Raw genomic sequence first — 21,802 nt, 5'->3', positions numbered from 1 at the left:
AATCGCAGGGATCCGGCCGGCATGAGGCCGCGATCCCAGTCGGACGAAGCGTCCAATGTGCACCGGGGGGCCACGTCGCACGTGCCGAGCCACCGCAGCCTCGTCCTGCTGGCCAGCGTCGCCGCGATCCTGCTCGCGGCCTGGCTCGCCGGGGGCATCGCCGAGCGCTGGGCCCTGGCCGACCTGCGCCGCACGGCCGAGGCGACGCTGGGGCTGCAGGTCGGTGTCCTGGCGGCCGAGATGCAGAAGCAGACCTCCCTGCCCCTGGCCCTGGCGGCGGATCCGGAGATCGCCGCCGCCGCGGAGGCGGCGCCCCCGGCGGACCTGATCAGCCGCGTGAACCGGCGCCTCGCCCAGGTCGCCGAGGCGACGGATTCGGCGGTGATCTACGTCATCCGGCCGGACGGCATCACGGCCGCGGCCAGCAATGCGGGGAGCCCGGGCAGCTTCCTGGGCCGGGACTACGCCTTCCGGCCCTATTTCCGGCAGGCGATGCAGGAGGGGGCCGGATCGCAGTTCGCCCTCGGCACCGTGAGCGGCCGCGCCGGCCTCTACCTGTCCCGGCGGATCGGCAGCGCCGGCGGCGTCGTGGTGGTCAAGATCGAGTTCAACGGCGTCGAGGCGGCCTGGCGCGCCTCGGGGGACGGGGTGTTCGTCGCGGATGCGCGCGGCATCGTCCTCGTGGCGAGCGAGCCGGCTTGGCGCTTCACCACCCTGCGCCGGATCGACGGGGACGAGCGGCGGCGCATCCGCGACGCCCTGGAATTCGGCGACGCGCCCCTCGACGCCATGCCCCTTTACGCCATGCCCCTCTATCCCGTCGCCGGCCCGGAGGATCTCGTGCGCGTCGGCCAGGGCGCGCGGCCGGCCTGGGCCGCCCTGCGCCTCGCGGCGCCGATCCCCGGCACCGCCTGGCGGCTCACCACCCTGACGCCGCTGGGCCGCACGGTGGAGCGCGAGCGGGTCCAGGCCTGGATCATCGCCGCCCTGGTCACGGGCCTCGCCTGCCTCGGCCTCACCGCCCTCGCGGGCCGGGGCCGGCGCAACCGCGCGCGCCTCGCCCGCGCCTCGGCCCAGCGGGACGCCCTCGAGGCCCGCGTCCGGGAGCGGACCCTGGAGCTCACCGACGCCAACCGGATGCTGCGCCTCGAGATCGCGGAGCGCCGGCGGGCGGAGGCCGAGCGCGAGCGCCTGGGGCGCGAGCTCGCCCAGGCGGGGCGCCTGGCCGCCCTCGGGCAGTTCGCCGCCAGCATGGCCCACGAGATCAACCAGCCGCTCGCCGCCATCCGCTCCTACGCCGACAACGCCGCCATCCTGGTCCGGCGCGGCCGGGCGGAGGAGGCGGCCGAGAACGCCGTCGCCATCGGGCGCCTCACCGACCGCATCGGCGGCCTCACGCGCCAGCTCAAGGGCTTCGCCCGGCGCTCCTCCGCCAAGCGGGAGCCCGTCGCCCTGTCGGAGATCCTGCACAACGGCCTGGAGCTGGTCGAGGCCCGGGCCTCGGCCGCCCGCATCCCCCTGGTGGTGGAGGGGGCACGCCCCGGCCTGCGGGTGCTCGGCGACGGGCCGCGCCTCGAACAGGTCGTGGTGAACCTGCTCCAGAACGCCCTCGATGCCGTCCAGGGCCGGACCGACCCGCGCGTCGGCGTGCAGGTCCTCGAGGAGGCGGCGGACCGCGTCGTGGTCGCGGTCCGCGACAGCGGACCCGGCATTCCCGAGGCGGTGCGGGCGCAGGTCTTCGACGCCTTCTTCACCACCAAGTCGGACGGGCTCGGCCTCGGGCTCGCCATCGCCCGCGGAATCGTCGAGGATTGCGGCGGCAGCCTCACCGTCCAGGCCGATCCGGCGGGCGGCACCGTCTTCCGCATGGCGCTGGCGAAGGCCGGGGGATTGGGGGAAACCTCGGGACTGGGGGAGACCGGGGTGGCCGGACCGGCGGAGGCGACGACGTGAGCGAGACCAGGGAGGGGGCGGCCTCGGCGGAGCGGGTCGTCTTCATCGACGACGAGGCGGAGGTCTGCCGGGCCAACCGCCAGAGCCTGGAGCTCGACGGCTTCACGGTGGAGACCTTCGGGGCCGCCGGGCCGGCCCTGACCGCGATCCTGGCCGATCCCCCGGGCCTCGTCATCACCGACGTGCGCCTGCCCGACCTCGACGGGGTCGCGCTGTTCGCCCGCCTGCGCGCCATCGACCCGGAGCTGCCCGTCATCCTGATCACCGGCCACGGCGACATCCGCATGGCGGTGGGGGCGATCCGCGACGGCGCCTACGACTTCCTGGCCAAGCCCTACCCGGCCGAGGCGCTGCTGGCCTCGGCCCGGCGCGCCCTGGAGCGCCGGCGCCTCGTGCTCGAGAACCGGCAGCTGCGGACGCGCCTCGACGCCGCCCTGGAGGAGGATCCGGCCTTCCTCGGCGTGTCGCCCGGCATCGTGCGCCTGCGCCAGCTCGTGCGCGAGGTGGCCCAGGCCGACGTCGACGTGCTCGTGTTCGGCGAGACCGGCGTCGGCAAGGAGGTGGTGGCGAGCGCGCTGCACCGCTGGAGCCGGCGGGCCAAGCGCAACTTCGTGGCGATGAATTGCGGGGCGCTGCCCGACAGCGTCGCCGAGAGCGAGCTGTTCGGCCACGAGGCCGGGGCCTTCACGGGCGCGGTGAAGCGCCGGGTGGGGCGGATCGAGCATGCGCAGGGGGGCACGCTCTTCCTCGACGAGATCGAGAGCATGCCGCTCAACCTGCAGGTCAAGATCCTGCGCGTGCTGCAGGAGCGCAAGATCGAGCCCCTGGGCGGCAACGAGTCCCTGCCCATCGACATGCGGGTGGTGGCCGCCACCAAGGTCGAGCTCGGCCAGGCCGCGGCCCAGGGCACCTTCCGGGACGATCTCTATCACCGGCTCAACGTGATCACGATCGCGATCCCGCCCCTGCGGGACCGGCGCGAGGACGTGATCCTGCTCTTCCAGGAATTCCTGCGGCGGGCGGCCGCCCGCTTCGGCCGCGAGGTCCCGCCGATCACCGGCCCGGTCCTGGAGCACCTGCGGCGGCACGACTGGCCCGGCAACGTGCGCGAGCTCGGCCACTTCGCCGAGCGCTACGCCCTGGGCCTCGGGGCGCAGGACCTGTCCGCGCCCGAGATCGTCACCGCCGGCACCCTGGCCGAGCAAGTCGACCGCTTCGAGCGCAGCCTGATCCGCGAGGAGCTGATCATGGCCGGCGGCGACGTCCGGCTGGCGGCGGAATCCCTGGGGACGCCGCGCAAGACCCTCTACGACAAGATCGCCCGCCACGGGCTCACGCCGACCGACTACCGCTGAGGCGCCCAGAGCCCAGGGGCAGGGGCAAGGGCGGGGAGGCCGGCCCGGGGCCGCCCTCCCGCTTCGCATCCCTCGACGCTCTCGCGAGATCGTCGAGGACGTCGGGGGTCAGTCGACGACCTTGCCGTCGGGGCCGACCTTGACCTTCTGCTCGCGGTCGGGGAGCGCCACCTTGATGTCGTACTGCACCGAGGCGCCCTCGCGCTCGACCTCGGCCTCGTAGGCCTTGCCGCCGCCGGCCTTCTGCTCGGCGATCTTCAGGGCGTCCTTGAGCGAGGTGGTGGCCTTCTGGAAGTCGGCCGGCTTCAGGCGGGTGAAGTAGCGCTCGATCGGCTGGTTCTCGGTCTTGTACAGGGCGCCGTCATCGGCGTTGATGCCGTACTCGACCAGCTTGCCGTCGGGGTACACGACCTTGATGCTGTAGTGGTTCGGGTTCTTGCCGTCGGCCTTCTCGAAGTCGGCGTCGATGGCGCGGCCCTTCTCGCCCTGCTGCTCGGCGGTGGTCAGCGCCTGCGCGAGGGTGACCTTGCTGACCGCGGCGAGCTGGTACTCCTTCATGTCCTTGTCGGTTTTGGTCATGTCGGTCTTGGGGGCGGGCGTCTGGGCCAGCACGAGGCCGGTGCTGAGCGCGAGGAATCCGGCGGCGGCGGCGAGGCGGTGCATCATGGGCGGGTCGTCCCTTTTCGGGTGTCGTTGAAGGACCCTGGAAACGGCCGGCAGGCCGGTTGGTTGCTCCGCAGCAATGCGCCGGATCGCCCGGTCCTTCAGCGGGCCGAGGGTCCCGGGGCGGCGAGGGCGCCGAGGCCGGCGCGCGCCGCCGCGGGAGCGGGGGCCGCCCGCCGTGGCCCGGCGTAGCGGGCGAGCTTGCGCGCCGCGACGGCGAACAGGCCCGCCAGGGCGAGGAGCGTCGCATCGAACCAGACGAAGCGCGCCTGCCCGGCGAGGAGCCCCGCCCAGTGGTGATCGACCCGGGCGAGGTCGGCGGCCACCACCGCGAGATAGAGGCCGGCCGTCGCGGTCAGCGCCGCGCCCCAGGCCCGGCGCGACGGGCCCGCGAGGGCCGCCAGGGTGACGAGGCCCCAGGTGGCGAAGAAGGCGCCGATCTCCGCATCCGCCCGGCCCGCCAGGGCGAGGGGCAGCAGGCGGTTGGCGAGGAAGTAGGCCGCGATGGCCGCCGGGAGCCCGGCGACGGCGCCGATGTTCAGGGCCTGGACCAGGCGCAGGCCGAGGAAGCCCCGCTCGTCCGCCTTGGACAAGGCCTTGGGCAGAGCCTTGGGCAGGGCCTGGGGCAGAGCCTGGGGCAAGGCTTTGGGCAGGGCCTGGGGCAGGCGTGCCACCGACCAGAGCACGAGGCCGGTCGCCACCATGGCGGAGCCCATCAGGCCACAGAGGAAGAACAGGATGCGCAGGGCCGGCCCGGCGAAGTGGGCCTCGTGCAGGCCGACCAGGGTGGTGAAGGTCCGGGCCGCCGGCCTGAGGCCGCCCTGCCGGACCTCGCGCACCGCGCCCGTCACCCCGTCGAAGGCGATCTGCGGGTGCTCGTGCGAGAGCCCGTGCGGCTCCTCGAACACCGCGGTGACCACGGCGTGGGCGTCCCGCGGGTTGACGATCGAGAGCCGCTCCAGGGGCTCGGAGACCGTCGCCATGGCTTCGCGCACCATCGGGCCGATGGGCGCCAGGGTGCCGGGCTGCCCGGCGGCGGCACGCGGCACCGGGATCTGGCCGCTCTCGGCGAAGAAGGTCTGCGCCTCGCCCTTGTAGGCCGTGGTGATGCCCCAGGGCATGTACATCACGCCCAGGGTGACGATGCCCGTGTAGGTGATCATCAGGTGGAAGGGCAGGGCGAGCACGCCCGTGACGTTGTGGGCGTCGAGCCAGCCGCGCTGGGGCGCCTTGTCCCGCCGCAGGGTGAAGAAGTCCGCGAAGATGCGCCGGTGCGTGATCACGCCGGAGATCAGCGCCACCAGCATGATCATGGCGCAGAGGCCGACGATCCAGCGGCCCCAGAGGGGCGGCATGTGGAGCTCGAAGTGGAAGCGGTAGAGGAAGTCGCCGCCCTTCGTCTCGCGGATGGCCGCCGGCTCGCCCGTCGCCGGGTCGAGGCGGGCCTGCCCCGGCGGGGTGCCGGGCTTCGTCCGCCAGAACAGGTCGAGCACCGGGCTGTCGGGGGTCGGCAGGCCGATGAACCACGTCCGCGCCCCGCCCGCGTGCCGCTGGAGATGCGCGACGCCGAGCTCGGCCGCCCGCGCCACCGCATCGGGCGAGAGGGGCGCGCCGGAGAGCGCCTGGCTCTGTCCGAGCTCGGGCCGCATCCAGCGGGAGATGTCGGCCCGGTAGTAGCTCGCCGTGCCGGTGACGAAGATCGCCAGCAGGACCCAGCCGACGACGAGGCCGGACCAGGTGTGGAGCCAGGCCATGGCCTGGCGGAAGCTCGTACCCATGCGTCCTCCGGGGCGCTCTGTGCGGAAGCCGGCTTACCAGCGGTAGCGCAGGGTGGCGTAGACCGTGCGGGGCAGGCCGTAATAGCAGTTCGAATAGCTGAAGCAGCCCGTGACGGTGCGCGCGTCGAGGAGGTTCTGCGCGTTGAGCTGCATCGTGAAGCCGTTGAGCGTCGCGTCGAAGTGCTTCAGGTCGTAGGACAGCACGGCATCGACGAGGACGCTCTCGGGCACCTTGAAGGTGTTGGCCGGGTCTCCCCACGACGATCCGAGATAGCGCACGCCGCCGCCGAGGCCGAGGCCCAGCAGGGGCCCGCCGGTGAAGCGGTAATCGGCGAACAGCGAGACCGTGGTGTCGGGAATCTGGACGGGCGTGCGCCCGAGGAGCGGCACCTGTTGATTGGTGACCTGGTTGAGCGTCGAGGTGATGTCACCGGAGACGCGGGCATCGATGAACGAGAAGCCCCCGATGACGTTCAGGCCCTCGGCGAGGTTCACCCGCGCCTCGAACTCCAGGCCCTGCACGCCGACCGCGCCGGTCTGCACCACGAAGGCCCGATTGACCGGATCGGGATTCGTGGCGTTCGAGCGGCGGATGTCGAAGGCGGCGGCGGTGAGCAGGATGTCGGTGCCGGGCGGCTGGTACTTGATGCCGGCCTCGAACTGGTCGCTGGTGATCGGGGCGGGGATGCGCCCGACCGAGCCGAAATTCGCATCGAAGATCCGCCCCGAGGTGATCGGCTCGAAGGCCTCGCTGTAGGAGACGTAGGGCGCGAACCCGTTGTCGAAGAGGTAGAGCAGGCTCGCCCGGCCGGTGAAGGCCTCGGAGGGCACGTCCTGGTTCGTCACGACGTTCGTGGCGAGGGTCCGGGTCGGGCCGGAGCTGCTGGCCCAGTCGTAGCGGCCGCCGAGGGTGAGGACGAGGCGGTCGAACTTCACCTGGTCCTGGACGTAGATGCCCGTCTGCTCCGACCTGATCCGCGAATCCGTGGTGAAGGGCGGCGTCGGGATGGTCATGGCGTAGTTGGGCGCCAGCACGTTCAGGCTGGGGGCCGCCGGGAAGGCCGAGGACAGCGTCCGGGTCTCGAAGCTGCGGTAATCGACGCCGACGAGGGCGGTGTGCGCGAAGATGCCGGTGTCGAACTTGCCCACGAGATTGTTGTCGATGGTGTACGCGTCGATGTCGACCCGGGTCGCGATGCGCGAGCGGTCGATGAGCGGGCCGCTGGCGAAGGGACCAGTGGTGTCGTTGAAGGCGCCGTAGACGCTGCGGTAATCGCCCTCGGTGCGCAGGTAGCGCGCCGCCGAGTGGACGTGCAGGGCGTCGTTGATGTCGTGGTCGAAGATGTAGCCGATCGAGGCCTGGGTCCGGTCCGAGCGCTCGAAGGTGCGGTCGCCGTCGTAGAAATCCACCGGCAGGCGACCGGTGAGTCCGCCGCCGAAGTTGCGCCGGAACAGCGTGCCCACGGCGGGGAAGCCGCCGTAGAAGCCCGAGAACGGGTCGCGCTGGTAGTTGCCGATGACGGTGAGCGAGGTCTCGGCGGAGGGCCGCCAGGTCAGGCTCGGATTGATCAGGACGCGCTCGACCTCCGTGGTCACGGCCGGGCCGTCGCCCTTCCAGCCGAGGCCGACGACGCGGTAGGCGAACTGGTCGGCGAGGGGACCCGCCTCGGCGGCCAGGGGGCCGCCGATGTCGAAGCCGCCGCGCACCTCGTTGAAGCCGCCGCCCTGGACGAAGATCTCGCCGTGCCGGACGAATTGCGGGACCTTGGAGACGAAGTTGACGATCCCGCCCGGGCCCGACTGCCCGTAGAGCACCGAGGCGGGGCCCTTGATGACGTCGACGCGCTCCACCCGATAGGGATCGACGGACGGCGCGGCGTCGCGGCTGCCCGGCAGCGAGAGGCCGTCGAGGAACAGCGGGGCGGTGAAGCCGCGAATGAAGAACTGGTCGGTGCGGGTGGCGCCGGCGCCGCCGCGCTGCTCGGTGGTCACGCCGGGGGTGTAGCGCAGGGCCTGATTCAGGGTGAGCGCGTTCTGGTCCTCGATCTGCTGGCGCCCGATCACCGAGATCGACTGCGCGGTCTCGACGATCGGCGTGTCCGTCTTGGTCGCCACCCGGCTCTGGGTGGCGACGTAGCCGCGCAGGGGGCCGACCGCGCCGCCGGGCTGGCTGCCGGACGCGTTCCGGCCCGCGCCGGCGCCCTCCACCGAGAGGATGTCGAGGGTCACCGTCTCGCTCGCCTGGGCCTTTGCTTCGTTGATCGAGACCCCGACCGCAGCAACGCCGGACAGGAGCGTCGCCAGGAGACAGCGTTGGGCTGCCTGAGCGACGGGACGGGGACTCTCAAGCAACGCAAAACGGTTCACAGCCACAGACCATTCCCGGGAGTGCACGAATTCTGTACCGCGAATGTGAATTGACTTACTTTCGCCAGCACCAAAACGTCTTGGCAGAATTCGTAATTCATCTGCAAGGGATATGTTTTTTACTTATTCCAGACTGAAACTGAGAGGGGGACATCGGGCGGACACGGCCTTTAATCCCGGCCTCTGCGAAAAAAAATCACACTGCGACCCCAAGCGCACAGCCCGCGGACGCGGCGTCGAACCAGGGACCTCGGCCCGGCCGCGCTGCGGCCGCGCAGGATGGACCCGGTTTTTCCGATGAATGTCGGGGAACATCCAGAAAGTCGGCCAATCCTCTGAAAGCAATAAGCTGTTTTATTTCTGCCTAAATACCATGCAGATCCGGACGGATACTTGAAAATCCCGCAAATAAATCTATGTTAAAACGGTCGCCCGCATCCCGCTGCGGGCGGTTGGGAGACCGCCCGCGCTCTTGCCGTCCAGGGAGGAGCGCCATGCCGGATCCGTCACAGTCGCGGTCTTCGCCACCCGATCCGGTCCGGCAGGCCGCGGTGCAGAACCTGCTCCTGCGGGCGATGGGGCCGGAGGATTTCGCCCGGCTCGCGCCGCACCTGGAGCCGATGGCGGGCGACTTCCGCCAGTTCCTGATCCGGCCCAACCAGCCGGTGGAGCGGCTGTACTTTCCCGAGAGCGGATTCGTCTCGATCGTCACCGAGGCCTCGGCCGGCCGGGTCGAGATCGGCCTGGTGGGGCGGGAGGGCCTCGTCGGCGCCACGCCGATCCTGCTCGACAGCGATCGGACGCCGCACCAGGCCTACGTGCAGAACGCCGGCCGCCTGCTCGCCATCGACGCCCCGGCGCTCCTGGCGGCCGTCGGGCAGAGCCCGTCCCTGCGCCATCTGCTGCTGCGCTTCGTCCAGGTCCAGATCGTCCACCTGGGCAAGACCGCCTTCGCCAACGCCACCTTCACCATGGACGTGCGCCTGGCCGCCTGGCTGCTGATGTGCCACGACCGGATCGACAGCGACGACATCGCCATCACGCACGAGTTCCTGGCCCTGATGCTGGGGGTGCAACGCTCGGGGGCGACCCTCGCGGTCCAGATCCTCGAGGGCCAGCACCTGATCCGGGCGCGGCGCGGGCGCATCACCATCCTCGACCGCCCGGCGCTGCTCGATCTGGCGGACGGGAGCTACGGCACCGCCGAGGCCGAGTACGCCCGGCTCATCGGCGGCGCCTGATCCCCGCGCGGGGCACATCCCCGACAGGAGCCCCTCAGGCCGCCAGGGGCAGGGCCTCCGGCGCCGGGGCGGCCGAGCGGATCGCGAGGAACGCCTCCACGGCCGCCAGGGAGTCGAAGGCCATGAATTCCGGGCGCAGGGGGGCGGGAAGTCCCGCGAAGGTCAGGCTCCGGAACGTGTCGGGATGGGGATAGAGCTGGTACGGCCCACCCGGATCCAGGGGCGGGAACAGGATCGCCACCTTCCGGCCGCCGAGCCGGACGAGGCGGGTGCTGCTGTAGGACAGGGTCTCGATCGTGTAGGCGGCCCGCTTCGACGCGCCCTTCGTGATGCCTCGCATGGTGCCTTCCTCGCTTGCGTCTCGTCTTCGAACCGCGCCGGAGGCCGCCCCCGGTCCCCGCCCATCCGGCCTCAGGATTTCACGCCGCCCTGGCCACCCGCATCAGCTCGCAGAAGGCGAGGAGCAGGACGCGCCGGCCCCGGGCGTCGTGGACGTCGACGATCCAGTCCGACCAGTCGAGTTGCGCCCCGACCCGCTCCATGGCGTGCAGGGCCACCTCCACGGCGTGGAAGCGGATCTGGGACCGGTCGGCGATGGCGATCCCCGTCGGGTCGATGATGGCCACGTGGCCGTCGGTGCAGTGGAACCGGTAGTGGGAACGGGGATCCCGCAGGACGGTCATGTCCGGGCCTCCAATGCCCGGGACGTCCCTGTCGGGAGCGTCACCGGGGCCTGTTGTCCGGTGTTCGAGACCGGCGCGTGCGACGTCGTCCCGAGGATATAAGTTCTTCTTTTGTTCTCATCAAGATTCCGGCCCTGCGCGTTCTGACGCGGGCTTGAACAGCCTTGAACAGTCTTTGCGCGGCCTTTGCGCGGCCTTGCGGCAAAGCTTGCCCGGGAACATCCGGGACCTGGGCGGTGCCGGTCGCGCATGCCTCCGGAGCTTGCATCCTCACTCCGGATCTTGGACCCTGCCTCATCCGCGGCCGAGACCGTTCCTAGCCGCGCTCGCGCAGCCACTGGCCGAGCTTGGTCCAGCGCCGGGTCTGGCGGCTGCCGGACACCGCCGTCCGGATCGCCCGGGGCTGGCCCACCAGCACCACGAGCTGCCGGCCCCGCGTCACCGCCGTGTAGAGCAGGTTGCGCGCCAGCATGGTGAAGTGCTGGTTCACGATCGGGATCACCACGGCCGGGTACTCGGAGCCCTGGCTCTTGTGGATGGTGGTGGCGAAGGCCGGCACCAGGGTGTCGAGCTCGCCGTACGGGTAGGCGACCTCGCGCCCGTCGAACGCCACGATCACCGCCTGGTCCTCGGCCTCGAGGCGCACGACCCGCCCGAGATCGCCGTTGAAGACGTCGCGGTCGTAGTCGTTCTGCGTCTCCATTACCCGGTCGCCGGGGGCGAAGCGCCAGCCGAAGCGCTCCACCGCGGTCTCGGGGGGCGGGTTCAGCACCTGCTGGAGAGCGTGGTTCAGGTTGCGGCTGCCCAGAACCCCGCGCAGCATCGGCGTCAGCACCTGGATGTCGCGCAGGGGGTCGAGGCCGAAGCGGGCGGGGATGCGCCGCGTCACCACCTCGATCAGCCGGTCGAGGCCGATCTCGGGATCGTCCACCGCGATCCAGTAGAAATCCGCCGCCGCGTCCGGGGACACGCCCCCCGGCCCCGGAGATCCGGACTCCGGCCCCGGAGGTCTCGCCTCCGGCATCAGGCCGCGATTGATCCGGTGCGCGTTGACGACGATCCGGCTCGCCGCGGCCTGGCGGAAGACCTCGGTGAGGCGGGCGACCGGGACGCGCTCCGAGGCGATGAGGTCGGCCAGGACCTGGCCCGGCCCCACGGAGGGCAGCTGGTCGACGTCGCCCACGAGGAGCAGGGCCGCCCGCTCCGGCACCGCCTTCAGGAGGGCGTTCATCAGCGGCACGTCGATCATCGAGGCCTCGTCCACGACGAGGAGGTCGCAATCGAGGGGGTTCTCGGTGTCGCGGGCGAAGCCGCCCCGGGCCGGGTCGACCTCCAGCAGCCGGTGGAGGGTCCTGGCCGGGAGCCCGGTCTGCTCGGTCATGCGCTTGGCCGCCCGGCCGGTGGGGGCGGCGAGGAGCACCCGCACCCCCTTGGCGACGAGGATGCGCAGGAGCGAATCCAGCGTGCTGGTCTTGCCGACCCCCGGGCCGCCGGTGAGGACGCAGAGCCGGGCGGCGAGCATCGTGCCGATGGCGGCGGCCTGCGAGGGCGACAGGGTCTTGCCCGTGCGGCCCTCGACCCAGGGGATCGCCCGGGCGAGGTCGATGGCGGGCCAGGGCGGGGCCCCGTCGCGGCGGTCGATCAGGCGGTCGGCGATGGCGCGCTCGGCCCCGTGCAGGCCCTTGAGGAACAGGCAGGTCTCGGCCCCGGACGTCCCGACCGCGATCGTGTCCGCCACCACGTCCGCGCCACGCAGTTCCAGGGCGATGGCGAGGCGGATCAGGTCCGGCTCGACCTCCAGCAGGCGCTGGGCCAGCGCCACCAGGCGCTCGGTGGGCAGGCCGCAATGGCCCTCGTCGGTGGCGGTCTGGAGCGCGAAGGTGACCCCGGCGCGCAGGCGCTGCGGCGCCTCCCGGGCCATGCCGAGGCGCATCGCGATGGCGTCGGCCGTGCGGAAGCCGATGCCGCGGATGTCGCGGGCGAGCCGGTAGGGATCCTGCGTCATCACCGCGATCGCGTCGCGGCCGTAGGTCCGGAAGATGCGCACGGCCCGGGCGGTGCCGACCCCGTGGGCGTGCAGGAAGATCATGATCTCCCGCACCCGCTTCTGCTCGGCCCAGCCGCGCAGGATGCGGGCGGCGCGCTTGGGGCCGATCCCCTCCACCTCCGTCAGCCGGCCGGGCTCCGCCTCGATGACCGCGAAGGTGTCCGCGCCGAACAGGGCCACGATGCGCTGCGCCATGGCCGGGCCGATGCCCCGCATCTGACCGGAGGCGAGGTAGCGCGCGATGCCCTCGCGGCCCGTCGGCGGCGTCACCCGCAGGGTCTCGGCCCGGAACTGCAGCCCGTGCTGGCGGTCGCTGGTCCAGCGGCCCGCGGCGGCGATCCACTCGCCCGCCGCGATCGCCGGGGCGTGCCCCACCACCGGCACGAGGTCGCGCTTGCCCGCCGCCTGGACCTTGAGCACGCAGAAGCCGGTCTCGGCGTTGTGGAAGGTGACGCGCTCGATGGTGCCCGCGAGGGTGTCGGGGGGCTCCCGAGACGCCTGAAGCCGAGCCTCCTGAAGCCGAGCCTCCTCAAGCCGAGTCCCCTCAAGCCGAGCCTCCTGGCCTGCCTGCGGTTCGAGATCTCCCGGGCGGATCATCCTGTTCACGCCACCGGCCCTGCGTCACGGCGTCCTGGAGCGGGCCGCCGCGGCAGCCCGGTTTCGGGGGTCAGGCCGCGCGCCGGCCCGGCTTTTTGGGCGGCCAGCCCAGGGCGACGAGGCGGGCGCGGGCGTAGTCGCGGACCTCGTCCCGGGTGCCCGGCGGCATCCGGGCGAGCACCTGCTGGGTCTCGGCGTCGAGCATCAGGTCGGTGACGGCGTCGATGCTGTCCTGGTCGTCGATGCGGCGCTTCAAGTCGGCCTCGGCCTCGGTCACCGCGTCGAACGGGTCGGAGTCCGCGAAGGCGTCGTCGACGGCCTGGATCGCGGCCGGGGACCCGGCCCGGAACTCGTCCGCCTCCTCCTCGGAATAGACGAGGCCGTGCAGCTCCAGGAGCTTGAGGATCACCCGGTCCTTGGCCCGCTTCTCGGCCATGGCGTAGACGTAGCCGGCCTGCTTGCCCGAGACCCGGTAGTTCACGTTGACCAGGGCCTCGCCGATCGACCACTCGACCCGCTCGGTCCCGGCCTTGGCGCCTGCCATCCGACCAGTGACCAGGATCACGGCCTCGTCGCGCTCGGCCCGCACCAGGGTCGGCGGGTCGAAGGCGATGCCGGCCTGGGCGGCGATCCGCTCCAGGGTCCGGTGGTAGATCACCGCCGTGCCCTGCACCCGCCAGACATTGCCGCCGAAGGGTTCACCGTAGCGGACCAGGATGTCCGCGATCTGCTTGTCCGCCGTTCGCATCAGGCCTTCTCGTCGAGGCTGCCCAGGAGGCTGGGCGCAGGCCGTGACCCACGGCCACGTTCCTGATATGTTCCAGAAGATGTGATGTGGTCCCTGGGCCGTGTCATGACAAGTGGGCGCCCACGTGGATGCGTTGACGCCGAACTCGCCGTAGAAGAGGCGCCGGACCTCTGCTGTCCTCCGGAGCCGCAGCGCGAACAGGAGCGCCGATGACCTCGCTGATCTTCTCCGTGTCGAGCGCCGAGGGCGAGGGCACTTACCGGATGGAGGCGACGAAGACCTCGCGCGGCGTGCGTTTTACCTGCACCTGCCCCGAGGGCGTGGCGCAGGCGCATTGCGAGCACCGCATCGCCCTGCTGCTCGGGGAGGTCGGCCACCTCGTCTCGGTCGATCCGGCGGCGGTCGCGGCGCTCTCCGCCCTGACCCGGGGCTCGCCCCTGATGCACGCCGTCCACCGGCTGGCGCAGGCGGAGGCCGCCGAGGCCGAGGCCCGCGCCGACCTGGAGCGCGCCCGGCAGGTGCTCGCCACCATCTTGGGCGGCTGAGGCCACCCTCTCGGGCGGGTGGCGCAGATTCCGGGATTTCGCGCGGCGCGGCTCAGCCCCGGTCGGGCCGGGCCTCCCAGATCGCCGCCTCGACGAAGGGGCGCTTCAGCTGTGGGCCGGCGCCGCTGCGCAGGACGAAGTCGTTGGCGCCGGGATGGCGGCGGATGGCCTTGCCGAGGTTGAGCCGGTAGCCCGCCCCGAACACGAAGGGCGGCGCCATCGGGTTGGCCATGTAGGCGTCCACGGCCGCCGTCACCTCGGTCGCGGGAATGAGGCCCAGGTCGCACAGGGCGCGAATCGTCAGCTTCTCGGTCATGTGCTCCTCCATAGGCCCCCGGGGGGCCGGGCCGCAACGCGACCCGTCGCACGGGGCGCGGACGCGGTCTTGAGCCGCGGGAGCGCAGGGGCTACCTCTTGGGACGGGGGCCAAGCTTGCCGGAACCCCGGCTCCGCGCCGCGCGGGGCAGGGACGTTCCGAAACGCCGTCCCCTCGGCCGAAAGTGCATCCGTGGCGCCCACCCTCTCCCCACCGCTCCCCCCGCCCGAGCCCGAGGCCGGCGCCCGCCCGCGGGTGAGCGCGCGGGGCCGCCTGCGGACCTACTTCCTCACCGGCATCATCGTGTCGGGGCCGCTCGCCATCACGATCTACCTGACCTGGTGGTTCATCAGCCTCATCGACGGCTGGGTGAAGCCCCTGGTGCCGGCGAGCTACCTGCCCGACCATTACCTGCCCTTCTCGATCCCGGGGCTGGGCCTCCTGATCGCCTTCGTGGCAGTGACCCTGCTGGGCTTCCTCACCGCCAACCTGGTGGGGCGCAGCGTCGTCGAGTTCGGCGAGGTGCTTCTGGCGCGCACGCCGGTGATCTCCGGGCTCTACAAGGGCCTGCGCCAGATCTTCGAGACCCTGTTCTCCGCCAACGGCACCTCGTTCCGCACGGTCGGCCTCGTGGAATTCCCCGTGAAGGGCACCTGGTCCGTGGTGTTCCTGTCCGCGCCGGCCGCCCCGGACGTGCAGGCCGCCCTGGGCCCGGGGGGCGACCATGTCGGCGTGTTCCTGCCCTGCGCGCCCAACCCCACCACCGGGTTCTTCTTCTACCTGCCGCGCACCGACATCGTGGAGATCGCCATGAGCGTCGACGACGCGGCCAAGCTGGTGATGTCGGCCGGCGTGATCCAGCCCGACGACCCGCATGCGCGCGATTCCCACACCAAGGATCCGCAGGCGCGCTTCCAGGCCATGGCGGCCTCCCTGCGGGCGACCCACGGGGACGCGCCCAAGATCGACGCCTGAGGTCGATGCCTGAGATCCCAAGATCGACGCCTGAGATCGATGCCTGAGATCGACGCCCGACCCGGACGGGGTCAGCCCGCCCCGAGCAGGCGGATCGCCGCGTCGCGCTCGAACAGGTAGAGCAGCACCCGGAGCGCCTGGCCGCGCGCGCTCTTCAGGCCGGGGTCACGCTGGACCACGAGCTGCGCGTCGTCGCGGGCCACCTGGAGCAGTTCGGCGTCGTTCTCCAGGCTGGCGAGGCGGAAGGCGGCCATCCCGGATTGCCGGGTGCCCAGCACCTCGCCCTCGCCGCGCAGGCGCAGGTCCTCCTCGGCGATGCGGAAGCCGTCCTCGGTCTCGCGCATCATCTCGAGGCGCGCCCGCGAGACCTGGCCGAGGGGGCCGCGATAGAGCAGGAGGCAGGTGGAGGCGCGCGTGCCCCGCCCGACCCGGCCGCGGAGCTGGTGGAGCTGGGCGAGGCCGAAGCGCTCGGCATGCTCGATGACCATGATGGTGGCCTCCGGCACGTCGACGCCGACCTCCACCACCGTGGTGGAGACGAGGATCTTGGTCTCGCCCCGCTGGAAGCGCTCCATGGCGGCGTCCTTGTCGGGCCCCGGCATCTTGCCGTGGATCAGCCCGACCGCGTCGCCGAAGCTGTGGCGCAGGTCCGCGAAGCGCTCCTCGGCCGCGGCGAGGTCGACGAACTCGGATTCCGCCACCAGGGGGCAGATCCAGTAGACCCGGTCGCCGGCGGCCAGCGCGCGCCCCAAGCCCGCCACCACCTCGTCGAGGCGGTCGGTGGAGACGAGGCGGGTGGCGATGGGCTGGCGCCCGGCCGGCTTCTCGTCGAGCACCGAGACGTCCATGTCGCCGAAGCAGGTCAGCGCCAGGGTCCGGGGAATGGGCGTCGCCGTCATCACCAGAATGTCGACGGCCGCGCCCTTGGCTCCCAGCGCCAGGCGCTGGTGCACGCCGAAGCGGTGCTGCTCGTCCACCACCGCCACGCCGAGATCGGCGAAGACCACGCTGTCCTGGAACAGCGCGTGGGTGCCGACCACGATGTCGACCGCGCCCGCCGCCAGGGCCGCCAGGGTGGCGCGGCGCTCCGAGGCCTTGTCGCGCCCGGTGAGGAGGCGCAGGCGCAGGGGCGCGGCCAGGGGGGCCAGGCGTTCGAAGTGCTGGCGCGCCAGGATCTCGGTGGGGGCCATCAGGGCCGCCTGGCGCCCGACCTCCACGGCCGAGGCCATGGCGAGCAGCGCCACCGCGGTCTTGCCGGCGCCGACATCGCCCTGGAGCAGGCGCAGCATGCGCCGGTCGGAGGCGAGGTCGCCGCGGATCTCGGCGACGGCCCGCCGCTGCGCCCCCGTCAGCCCGAAGGGCAGGGCGGCCTCGATCCGGCCGCTGACGCGCCCGTCCCCCGCATTGGCCCGGCCGGGGGCCCGGCGGTTGCGGGCCCGCATCAGGGCGAGGGCCAGCTGCGAGGCCAGGAGCTCGTCGTAGGCCAGGCGCCGCCGGGCCGGGGAGCGCGGGGGGGCGCCGCCGCCCTCGGGCACGGGGGGCGGCGCCACCTCCGGCCGGTGCTCGGCCCGCAGGGCGTCGGCGAAGGCCGGCAGCCCCTCGCGGGCCGCCCAGGCCGGGTCCAGCCACTCGGGCAGCACCGGCAGGCGCTCCAGGGCGGCATGGGCCAGCTTCGAGATCGCCCGGGAGGTCAGGCCCTCGGTGGCGCCGTAGATCGGCTCGACGGTGGGCTGGGCGGCGAGCCCCGCCTCGTCGACGATGCGGGCGGGATGGACCATCTGGCGCTGCCCGTCCCAGAGGTCGATGCGCCCGGTGACGTAGCGGTGGCTCCCCAGCGGCAGCATCTTCTCGACCCGGGCCTGGGGCATGCCGAAGAACACCAGGGTGACGTCCCCGGTGGCATCCTCCACCAGCACCCGGAAGGGCCGCCGGCCCGCCCCGGGCTGGGGCGCCCGGTAGCCCGTCACGGTGACGCCCACGGTGACGGGCTCGCCGGGGGGCGCCTCGGCGATGGAGCCCATCAGGCGCCGGGCGACGCCGCCCTGCGGCAGGTGGAACAGGAGGTCGACGATCCGGGCCGGCTGCTCGGGCGTGCCCAGCAGCCGCTCGATCATCGGCGCCATCTTGGGCCCGATGCCGGGCAGGCCGCGCGCGGGCGCGAAGAGGGCATCGAGGACGCTCGGGCGGAGCAGGGGCTGGCGGGACGCGGCGTCGGTCATGCGGCTCGGAGGCGGAAAGCGGGCGGAAGGAAATCGCGAGGAAGCAAAGCTCGAGGAAGGGCGCCCGGAGGAGGGGGCAGGCCCGGGCGGAATCGGACGGCGCGGGCGGGATGGCGGCGCGGCCCGCTGTCTCTATATACGCCTCGGAAGGCTTGGTCCCGCGGCGGATGACGCACGGGGGCCGGGCCGGGGCCGCCCTGATTTCACAGGATCCTCCGATCCAGGGGTCACGGCATCCCGGGATCACAGCATCACAGGCTGACCGCATGTCCGGCACCACCCGCACCAGCGCCGACCTTGATCCGCGCCGCCGCCGCACCCTCTTCCGCGCCTGGCACCGCGGCATCCGCGAGATGGACCTGATCATGGGCCGCTTCGCCGATGCCGAGATCGGCACCTTCACGGAGGAGGAGCTCACCACCTTCGAGGCCCTGATCGAGGTGCCCGACCGCGACCTGTTCCGCTGGCTGACCGGCGAGGACGCGACGCCCACGAACTACGACACCCCGGTCTATCGCCGCCTCAAGGCCTTCCACAAGCACGACGCGCCGATCCACTAGGCCACGGGGCGGCTCGCGCCCCGTCCCACCCCCGGGATTGCCGCGTCGGTAGTTGGTCAGTCTCCGGTTCGCGGGCCCCGTCCGTGGACGCAGGAGGCCGCCGCGACGCCGGGGCCGGGGTCGTGCGAAGAGCCTCGAAAGGGTGGGGTCGACCCGGACCGTCACCGCAGAACATCAAAAGACACGATCTCAAAAGATAAGACGAACACTGGCCGGGAGGACTCTTTCTGCCCCCGATCCGCGGGTGCAGACCGTAGATCCTCAGACGTCGGCAGCGATACCCAAAAAACGATCGAGTTGTTCTACCGCGAATCAACCAAATCCGTTCAAAACTTCGTCAGAATCAAGGGCGCAATGCTTTTGAAACTTTCGCGACTTACTCTGCGCTTGAGAACATAAAACAAAAATATAGCGCAGGTCTATATTATGGGATCCTTGATGAAGCGGCGCGTTTTCGCGTATGCGGCGGGTTTGACCTGTTGTTTCGGGTGCCTCCACGCCTACGCCCATGCCGCGAACGTCGCCGGCATCGTGATCCAGAAAGCCCGACAATTCGGCTTCCAGGCCGTCACCCTGCAGGCCGGCGGGTCCATCGTGCTGTCCAACGAGGAGGCGACGGCCGTCCACCACGCCTATATCGAGGCGGACGGCATCCGCCGCGACTTCGGCGACCAGGCCCCCGGCAGCCGCACCACGATGGTGTTCCCGCAGCGGGGCGACTTCCTCGTCCTGTGCGGCGTGCATCCGAAGATGAAGCTCGCCGTCCACGTGGACTGAGCGGCCGGCCGCCGCCCGCGGCCGCGGCCGCGGCCGCGGCCGAGCGGACCCGCCGCGCGATCCGCTCCGATGGGCATCGGTCCCGGCAGATCTTATTCCGGGCAGCTCTTGCCCCGGAACAGGTTCGGTCACCGACCGTGGGCGTGCACCGCCGGCCGGCGGTCGGCCGAGGACAGGAACTGCACGTTCAGGCTGGTGCCGGACCGATTCCGCACGGCGCAGTCGAACCGGCGTCCATCCCCGTCGACGACGACCGCGAAGCGGTCCGGCACCGTTGCGGGCTGGCCCAGTTGCAGGCGCGCGCCGCCTTCGGACAGGTCGCGGATGGAGCAGGCGATGCGCGCGCCGCCGGGCAGGTGGATCGCGGCGCGCAGGAGGACGCGCGTCCGCCGGTCGGTGCGCCGCTCCTCCATGCCGATGGTCCAGTCGTCCAGGCCCGTGCTGATGCTCGACACCCCGTCGGCCGCCTGCTGCATGCTGGCCAGGATCGCGCCCGTGGCCTGGGCCTGCGCGTCCATCGCGGCGGTGACGCCGTCGACATGCCGGCTGATCGTGCCGATCGCCGCCGTGATCGTCGCCAGGGTGGTGGCGACCTCGCCGGAGACCGCCTGCATGCCGGCGATCTCGCTGCTGATCCGGTTCGTGGCGGCGGCGGCCTGGCCGGCCAGGTTCTTCACCTCGGTGGCGACCACCGCGAAGCCGCGCCCGGCCTCGCCGGCCCGGGCCGCCTCGATCGTCGCGTTGAGGGCCAGGAGATTGATCTGCTGGGCGATGTCCGTGATCATCGTGGCGACGCCGCTCATCGCCTGGGCCGCGCCCCGCAGCCGCTCGGTGGCGGCATCCGCCTCCCCGGCCCGGCCGTGGATGTCGTCCACGACGGTCTTGGACTGGGCCATGCTGCGGGAGATGTCCAGCGCGGAGGCGTTCATGACGTCGGCCGCGTCCGTGACCGCCTGGACGTTGTCGAGGGTGCGCTCGGCGGCCTCGACCGCGACGGAGCGCGCCGCCATGTTGGCGGTGACGTCGGTGGCGTACTTGACGATCTTGGTCAGGCGGCCGGCGGGATCGAAGATCGGGTTGTAGCTGGCCTGGATCCACACGGACCGGCCGCCCTTGCCGAAGCGCTGGAACATGCCCGACGCGAAGCGGCCGGCGCGCAGGCGGTCCCAGAAGGCGGCATACTCCGCCGTCTGGGCGTAGCCGGGCTCGACGAACTGGGCGTGCGGCCGGCCCCGGATCTCCTCGATCCCGTAGCCGAGCGCCGTCAGGAAATTGGCATTGGCGTCGAGGACGGTCGCATCGGGGGCGAACTCGATCACCGCCTGCGAGCGGTTGACCGCCGCCAGCTGCGCCATCGCGTCCGCGACCTGCAGCTTCTGCGCGGTGATGTCGGTGGCGAACTTGACCACCTTGATCGGCACCCCGTCCCGGTCCCGGATCGGGTTGTAGGTGGCCTGGATCCAGATCTCGCGGCCGCCCTTGGCGATGCGCTTGAACTCGCCCGAGCGGAACTCGCCGCGGCCGAGCTCCGCCCAGAACGCGCGGTACGCGGCCCCGGCGCGCTCCTCCGGGTCGACGAACAGGCCGTGATGGCGGCCCTGGACCTCGTCGAGGCTGTAGCCCACCGCGGCCAGGAAATTGGCGTTGGCCGCGAGGATCGTGCCGTCGAGGCCGAATTCGATGACGGCCTGGGAGCGCTGCAGGGCCTCGAGCTGCCCGTCATGGTCGATGGCCCGCAGCACCTCCGCGGTGACGTCGGTGGCGAGCTTGACCACCCGGGTTACGCGCCCGGCCCGATCGCGGACCGGGTTGTAGGTGGCCTGGATCCAGACCGCCCGGCCATCCTTCGCGAAGCGCTTGAACGCGCGCGTCTGCGGCTCGCCGCGGCGCAGGGCGTCCCAGAACGCGCGGTAGGCCTCGCTGGCCTGCTCCGCGGGGGAGACGAAGCGCCCGTGGGGCTGTCCCGTCACCTCGGAGAGGCTGTAGCCCATCAGGTCGAGGAAGAGCCCGTTGGCGGTGAGCACCGTGCCGTCGGGGGTGAACTCGATGCGCGCCCGGGACCGGTCGATGGCCGCCATCAGCGCGCGCAGATCAGTGTCGAAGAACGGCACGGAGGTGTTCCCGCGATGCGCATCCCGCATCTGCGCTCTTTCTAGTCGCTTTCCATTAAGCAAACCCGAAACACCTTAAAGGCGAGCGAGCGATGAACACCAAACTTTGACGACCCATGCCCTGCGGAGACCGAGACTGACCGTTCGGTTGCTGAAGGGAAGCCCCGGCGTTGTTCGGCAGGCGAGGGCCGCCCCGATCGGGTGGCGGCCCTCGCGGTCGGCACCGGGGCCGGCCGGCCGGCCGGGCCGGCGAAAAGCCTTGACAATATTCCTAAATCGTGTTCCTTTCTCCCGACCTGCCGCCCGTACGAATCGGGAGACCGACCGGAGACCGACCGGGTGGGCTTGGGGGCGGCGGGGCGGTGCCCGCGTCGGTGGCTTCGGTCGCTGCCGCCTCGGGCGACGGCTCGCTATGACCGCCGGCTCGGCACAGGGCGGCGCGCCGGGGGAGGAAATGCCCCCGCCGTCCGACCCGTCGCTGGGACAGCGGGAAGAAGCTGCGGCGCCGCCCATGACGAGGCGGCGTGCGACGAAGGCTCGCTCCGAAGCGTGCGGGGTCTCCCCAGAACCCGCCGAACTTAGCGCCAGCGCGAGACCCGTCGGAGACACCGCGACGCCAACGGCCCCGGCGGCGACGCCGGCGCTCAGGGACGCCGGGGAACCGGCACATCATGAAGCGCAACACAGGGTTCCGCGGCGTCCCGCGTCCCCGTTCCGCGCGTCGAACCCGGGTGCGTCGACCCTGCGGCGACGCGTCCGATTTGGGCCATGCCCCCGGCGCGGAACCGCGCGCGGGGGTGAAGCCGCGTGGGAAGACGGACCGGGACGACGGGGGCACCCGCTCCCGCAGAGGGGGGCCTGGGGGAG

17 protein-coding genes are annotated in these 21,802 nt (G+C 71.9%); 7 read left to right on the top strand and 10 right to left on the bottom strand.

The genetic code is table 11. The annotated features are described in order from the left end of the window. The first annotated feature begins 21 nt into the window (after positions 1–21). Complete coding sequence (locus AC0IY1_RS24305; RefSeq protein ID WP_471773103.1) at positions 22–1,953, top strand: ATP-binding protein; 1,932 nt, start codon at positions 22–24, stop codon at positions 1,951–1,953. Further along, a complete protein-coding gene (locus AC0IY1_RS24300) occupies positions 1,950–3,308 on the top strand; it encodes a sigma-54-dependent transcriptional regulator (RefSeq protein WP_103709473.1) in 1,359 nt (452 codons plus the stop codon). The genes AC0IY1_RS24305 and AC0IY1_RS24300 overlap by 4 nt, the downstream gene beginning before the upstream one ends. A gap of 108 nt (positions 3,309–3,416) precedes the next feature. Here the strand turns inward: AC0IY1_RS24300 and AC0IY1_RS24295 are convergent, their stop codons facing one another. The 3 genes from AC0IY1_RS24295 to AC0IY1_RS24285 form a co-directional block, all read right to left on the bottom strand. Beyond that, positions 3,417–3,974: a PepSY domain-containing protein gene (locus tag AC0IY1_RS24295; protein ID WP_055948968.1), complete on the bottom strand. Its 558-nt coding sequence runs from the start codon at positions 3,972–3,974 to the stop codon at positions 3,417–3,419. 98 nt (positions 3,975–4,072) lie between these two features. Further along, the gene (locus AC0IY1_RS24290) at positions 4,073–5,749 is read right to left on the bottom strand and encodes a PepSY-associated TM helix domain-containing protein (protein WP_471773100.1); all 1,677 of its coding nucleotides are present in this window, start codon (positions 5,747–5,749) and stop codon (positions 4,073–4,075) included. Between the two features lie 33 nt (positions 5,750–5,782). Next, positions 5,783–8,101: a TonB-dependent siderophore receptor gene (locus tag AC0IY1_RS24285; protein WP_471773097.1), complete on the bottom strand. Its 2,319-nt coding sequence runs from the start codon at positions 8,099–8,101 to the stop codon at positions 5,783–5,785. Between the two features lie 509 nt (positions 8,102–8,610). On the opposite strand from AC0IY1_RS24285, the gene AC0IY1_RS24280 reads away from it, so the two are divergent. Beyond that, complete coding sequence (locus AC0IY1_RS24280) at positions 8,611–9,357, top strand: Crp/Fnr family transcriptional regulator (protein WP_471773094.1); 747 nt, start codon at positions 8,611–8,613, stop codon at positions 9,355–9,357. A gap of 34 nt (positions 9,358–9,391) precedes the next feature. On the opposite strand, the gene AC0IY1_RS24275 is transcribed toward AC0IY1_RS24280, so the two are convergent. The 4 genes from AC0IY1_RS24275 to AC0IY1_RS24260 all read right to left on the bottom strand — a co-directional run bounded on the left by AC0IY1_RS24275 (position 9,392) and on the right by AC0IY1_RS24260 (position 13,432). Then, positions 9,392–9,697 (bottom strand): hypothetical protein, encoded by a 306-nt coding sequence (locus AC0IY1_RS24275; protein ID WP_055948978.1) that lies wholly within the window; start codon positions 9,695–9,697, stop codon positions 9,392–9,394. A 79-nt stretch (positions 9,698–9,776) separates the two neighbouring features. Beyond that, positions 9,777–10,040 carry a DUF6894 family protein gene (locus tag AC0IY1_RS24270; protein ID WP_471773091.1) on the bottom strand — a complete coding sequence of 88 codons (264 nt, stop codon included), beginning with the start codon at positions 10,038–10,040 and terminating at the stop codon, positions 9,777–9,779. 316 nt (positions 10,041–10,356) lie between these two features. Next, the gene (recD2, locus tag AC0IY1_RS24265) at positions 10,357–12,684 is read right to left on the bottom strand and encodes an SF1B family DNA helicase RecD2 (RefSeq protein ID WP_471773088.1); all 2,328 of its coding nucleotides are present in this window, start codon (positions 12,682–12,684) and stop codon (positions 10,357–10,359) included. A gap of 70 nt (positions 12,685–12,754) precedes the next feature. After that, on the bottom strand, positions 12,755–13,432 hold the full coding sequence (locus tag AC0IY1_RS24260; protein ID WP_055948982.1) for a hypothetical protein: 678 nt from the start codon (positions 13,430–13,432) through the stop codon (positions 12,755–12,757). A gap of 209 nt (positions 13,433–13,641) precedes the next feature. Between AC0IY1_RS24260 and AC0IY1_RS24255 the strand changes: the two genes are divergently transcribed. Further along, positions 13,642–13,977, top strand: coding sequence for a hypothetical protein (locus AC0IY1_RS24255; protein ID WP_471773085.1), 336 nt, complete (start codon positions 13,642–13,644; stop codon positions 13,975–13,977). Positions 13,978–14,029: 52 nt separating this feature from the next. Here the strand turns inward: AC0IY1_RS24255 and AC0IY1_RS24250 are convergent, their stop codons facing one another. After that, positions 14,030–14,293 carry a hypothetical protein gene (locus AC0IY1_RS24250; protein WP_055949210.1) on the bottom strand — a complete coding sequence of 88 codons (264 nt, stop codon included), beginning with the start codon at positions 14,291–14,293 and terminating at the stop codon, positions 14,030–14,032. A gap of 192 nt (positions 14,294–14,485) precedes the next feature. On the opposite strand from AC0IY1_RS24250, the gene AC0IY1_RS24245 reads away from it, so the two are divergent. Next, positions 14,486–15,268 carry a DUF502 domain-containing protein gene (locus AC0IY1_RS24245; protein ID WP_055948989.1) on the top strand — a complete coding sequence of 261 codons (783 nt, stop codon included), beginning with the start codon at positions 14,486–14,488 and terminating at the stop codon, positions 15,266–15,268. A gap of 71 nt (positions 15,269–15,339) precedes the next feature. Here the strand turns inward: AC0IY1_RS24245 and recG are convergent, their stop codons facing one another. Beyond that, positions 15,340–17,487 (bottom strand): ATP-dependent DNA helicase RecG, encoded by a 2,148-nt coding sequence (gene recG / locus AC0IY1_RS24240; protein ID WP_471773082.1) that lies wholly within the window; start codon positions 17,485–17,487, stop codon positions 15,340–15,342. Between the two features lie 266 nt (positions 17,488–17,753). On the opposite strand from recG, the gene AC0IY1_RS24235 reads away from it, so the two are divergent. Next, a complete protein-coding gene (locus AC0IY1_RS24235; protein ID WP_055948995.1) occupies positions 17,754–18,047 on the top strand; it encodes an FAD assembly factor SdhE in 294 nt (97 codons plus the stop codon). Between the two features lie 438 nt (positions 18,048–18,485). Beyond that, entirely contained in the window at positions 18,486–18,824 is a 339-nt protein-coding gene (locus tag AC0IY1_RS24230) for a cupredoxin domain-containing protein (RefSeq protein ID WP_055948998.1), read from the top strand. Between the two features lie 128 nt (positions 18,825–18,952). Here the strand turns inward: AC0IY1_RS24230 and AC0IY1_RS24225 are convergent, their stop codons facing one another. Next, entirely contained in the window at positions 18,953–20,965 is a 2,013-nt protein-coding gene (locus tag AC0IY1_RS24225) for a methyl-accepting chemotaxis protein (RefSeq protein WP_471773079.1), read from the bottom strand. Between the last annotated feature and the right edge of the window lie 837 nt (positions 20,966–21,802).

The sequence above is a fragment of the Methylobacterium sp. AC690 genome (assembly GCF_979256535.1).
This window is presented reverse-complemented; position numbering and strand designations above follow the sequence as displayed.

Coding starts and splice junctions, on each gene's coding strand:
- AC0IY1_RS24260 (WP_055948982.1), bottom strand. CDS start 13,432: ATGCGAACGGCGGACAAGCAGATCGCGGACATCCTGGTCCGCTACGGT.
- AC0IY1_RS24230 (WP_055948998.1), top strand. CDS start 18,486: ATGAAGCGGCGCGTTTTCGCGTATGCGGCGGGTTTGACCTGTTGTTTC.
- AC0IY1_RS24275 (WP_055948978.1), bottom strand. CDS start 9,697: ATGCGAGGCATCACGAAGGGCGCGTCGAAGCGGGCCGCCTACACGATC.
- AC0IY1_RS24250 (WP_055949210.1), bottom strand. CDS start 14,293: ATGACCGAGAAGCTGACGATTCGCGCCCTGTGCGACCTGGGCCTCATT.
- AC0IY1_RS24270 (WP_471773091.1), bottom strand. CDS start 10,040: ATGACCGTCCTGCGGGATCCCCGTTCCCACTACCGGTTCCACTGCACC.
- recD2 (WP_471773088.1), bottom strand. CDS start 12,684: ATGATCCGCCCGGGAGATCTCGAACCGCAGGCAGGCCAGGAGGCTCGG.
- AC0IY1_RS24290 (WP_471773100.1), bottom strand. CDS start 5,749: ATGGGTACGAGCTTCCGCCAGGCCATGGCCTGGCTCCACACCTGGTCC.
- AC0IY1_RS24255 (WP_471773085.1), top strand. CDS start 13,642: ATGACCTCGCTGATCTTCTCCGTGTCGAGCGCCGAGGGCGAGGGCACT.
- AC0IY1_RS24305 (WP_471773103.1), top strand. CDS start 22: ATGAGGCCGCGATCCCAGTCGGACGAAGCGTCCAATGTGCACCGGGGG.
- AC0IY1_RS24225 (WP_471773079.1), bottom strand. CDS start 20,965: ATGCGGGATGCGCATCGCGGGAACACCTCCGTGCCGTTCTTCGACACT.
- recG (WP_471773082.1), bottom strand. CDS start 17,487: ATGACCGACGCCGCGTCCCGCCAGCCCCTGCTCCGCCCGAGCGTCCTC.
- AC0IY1_RS24295 (WP_055948968.1), bottom strand. CDS start 3,974: ATGATGCACCGCCTCGCCGCCGCCGCCGGATTCCTCGCGCTCAGCACC.
- AC0IY1_RS24280 (WP_471773094.1), top strand. CDS start 8,611: ATGCCGGATCCGTCACAGTCGCGGTCTTCGCCACCCGATCCGGTCCGG.
- AC0IY1_RS24235 (WP_055948995.1), top strand. CDS start 17,754: ATGTCCGGCACCACCCGCACCAGCGCCGACCTTGATCCGCGCCGCCGC.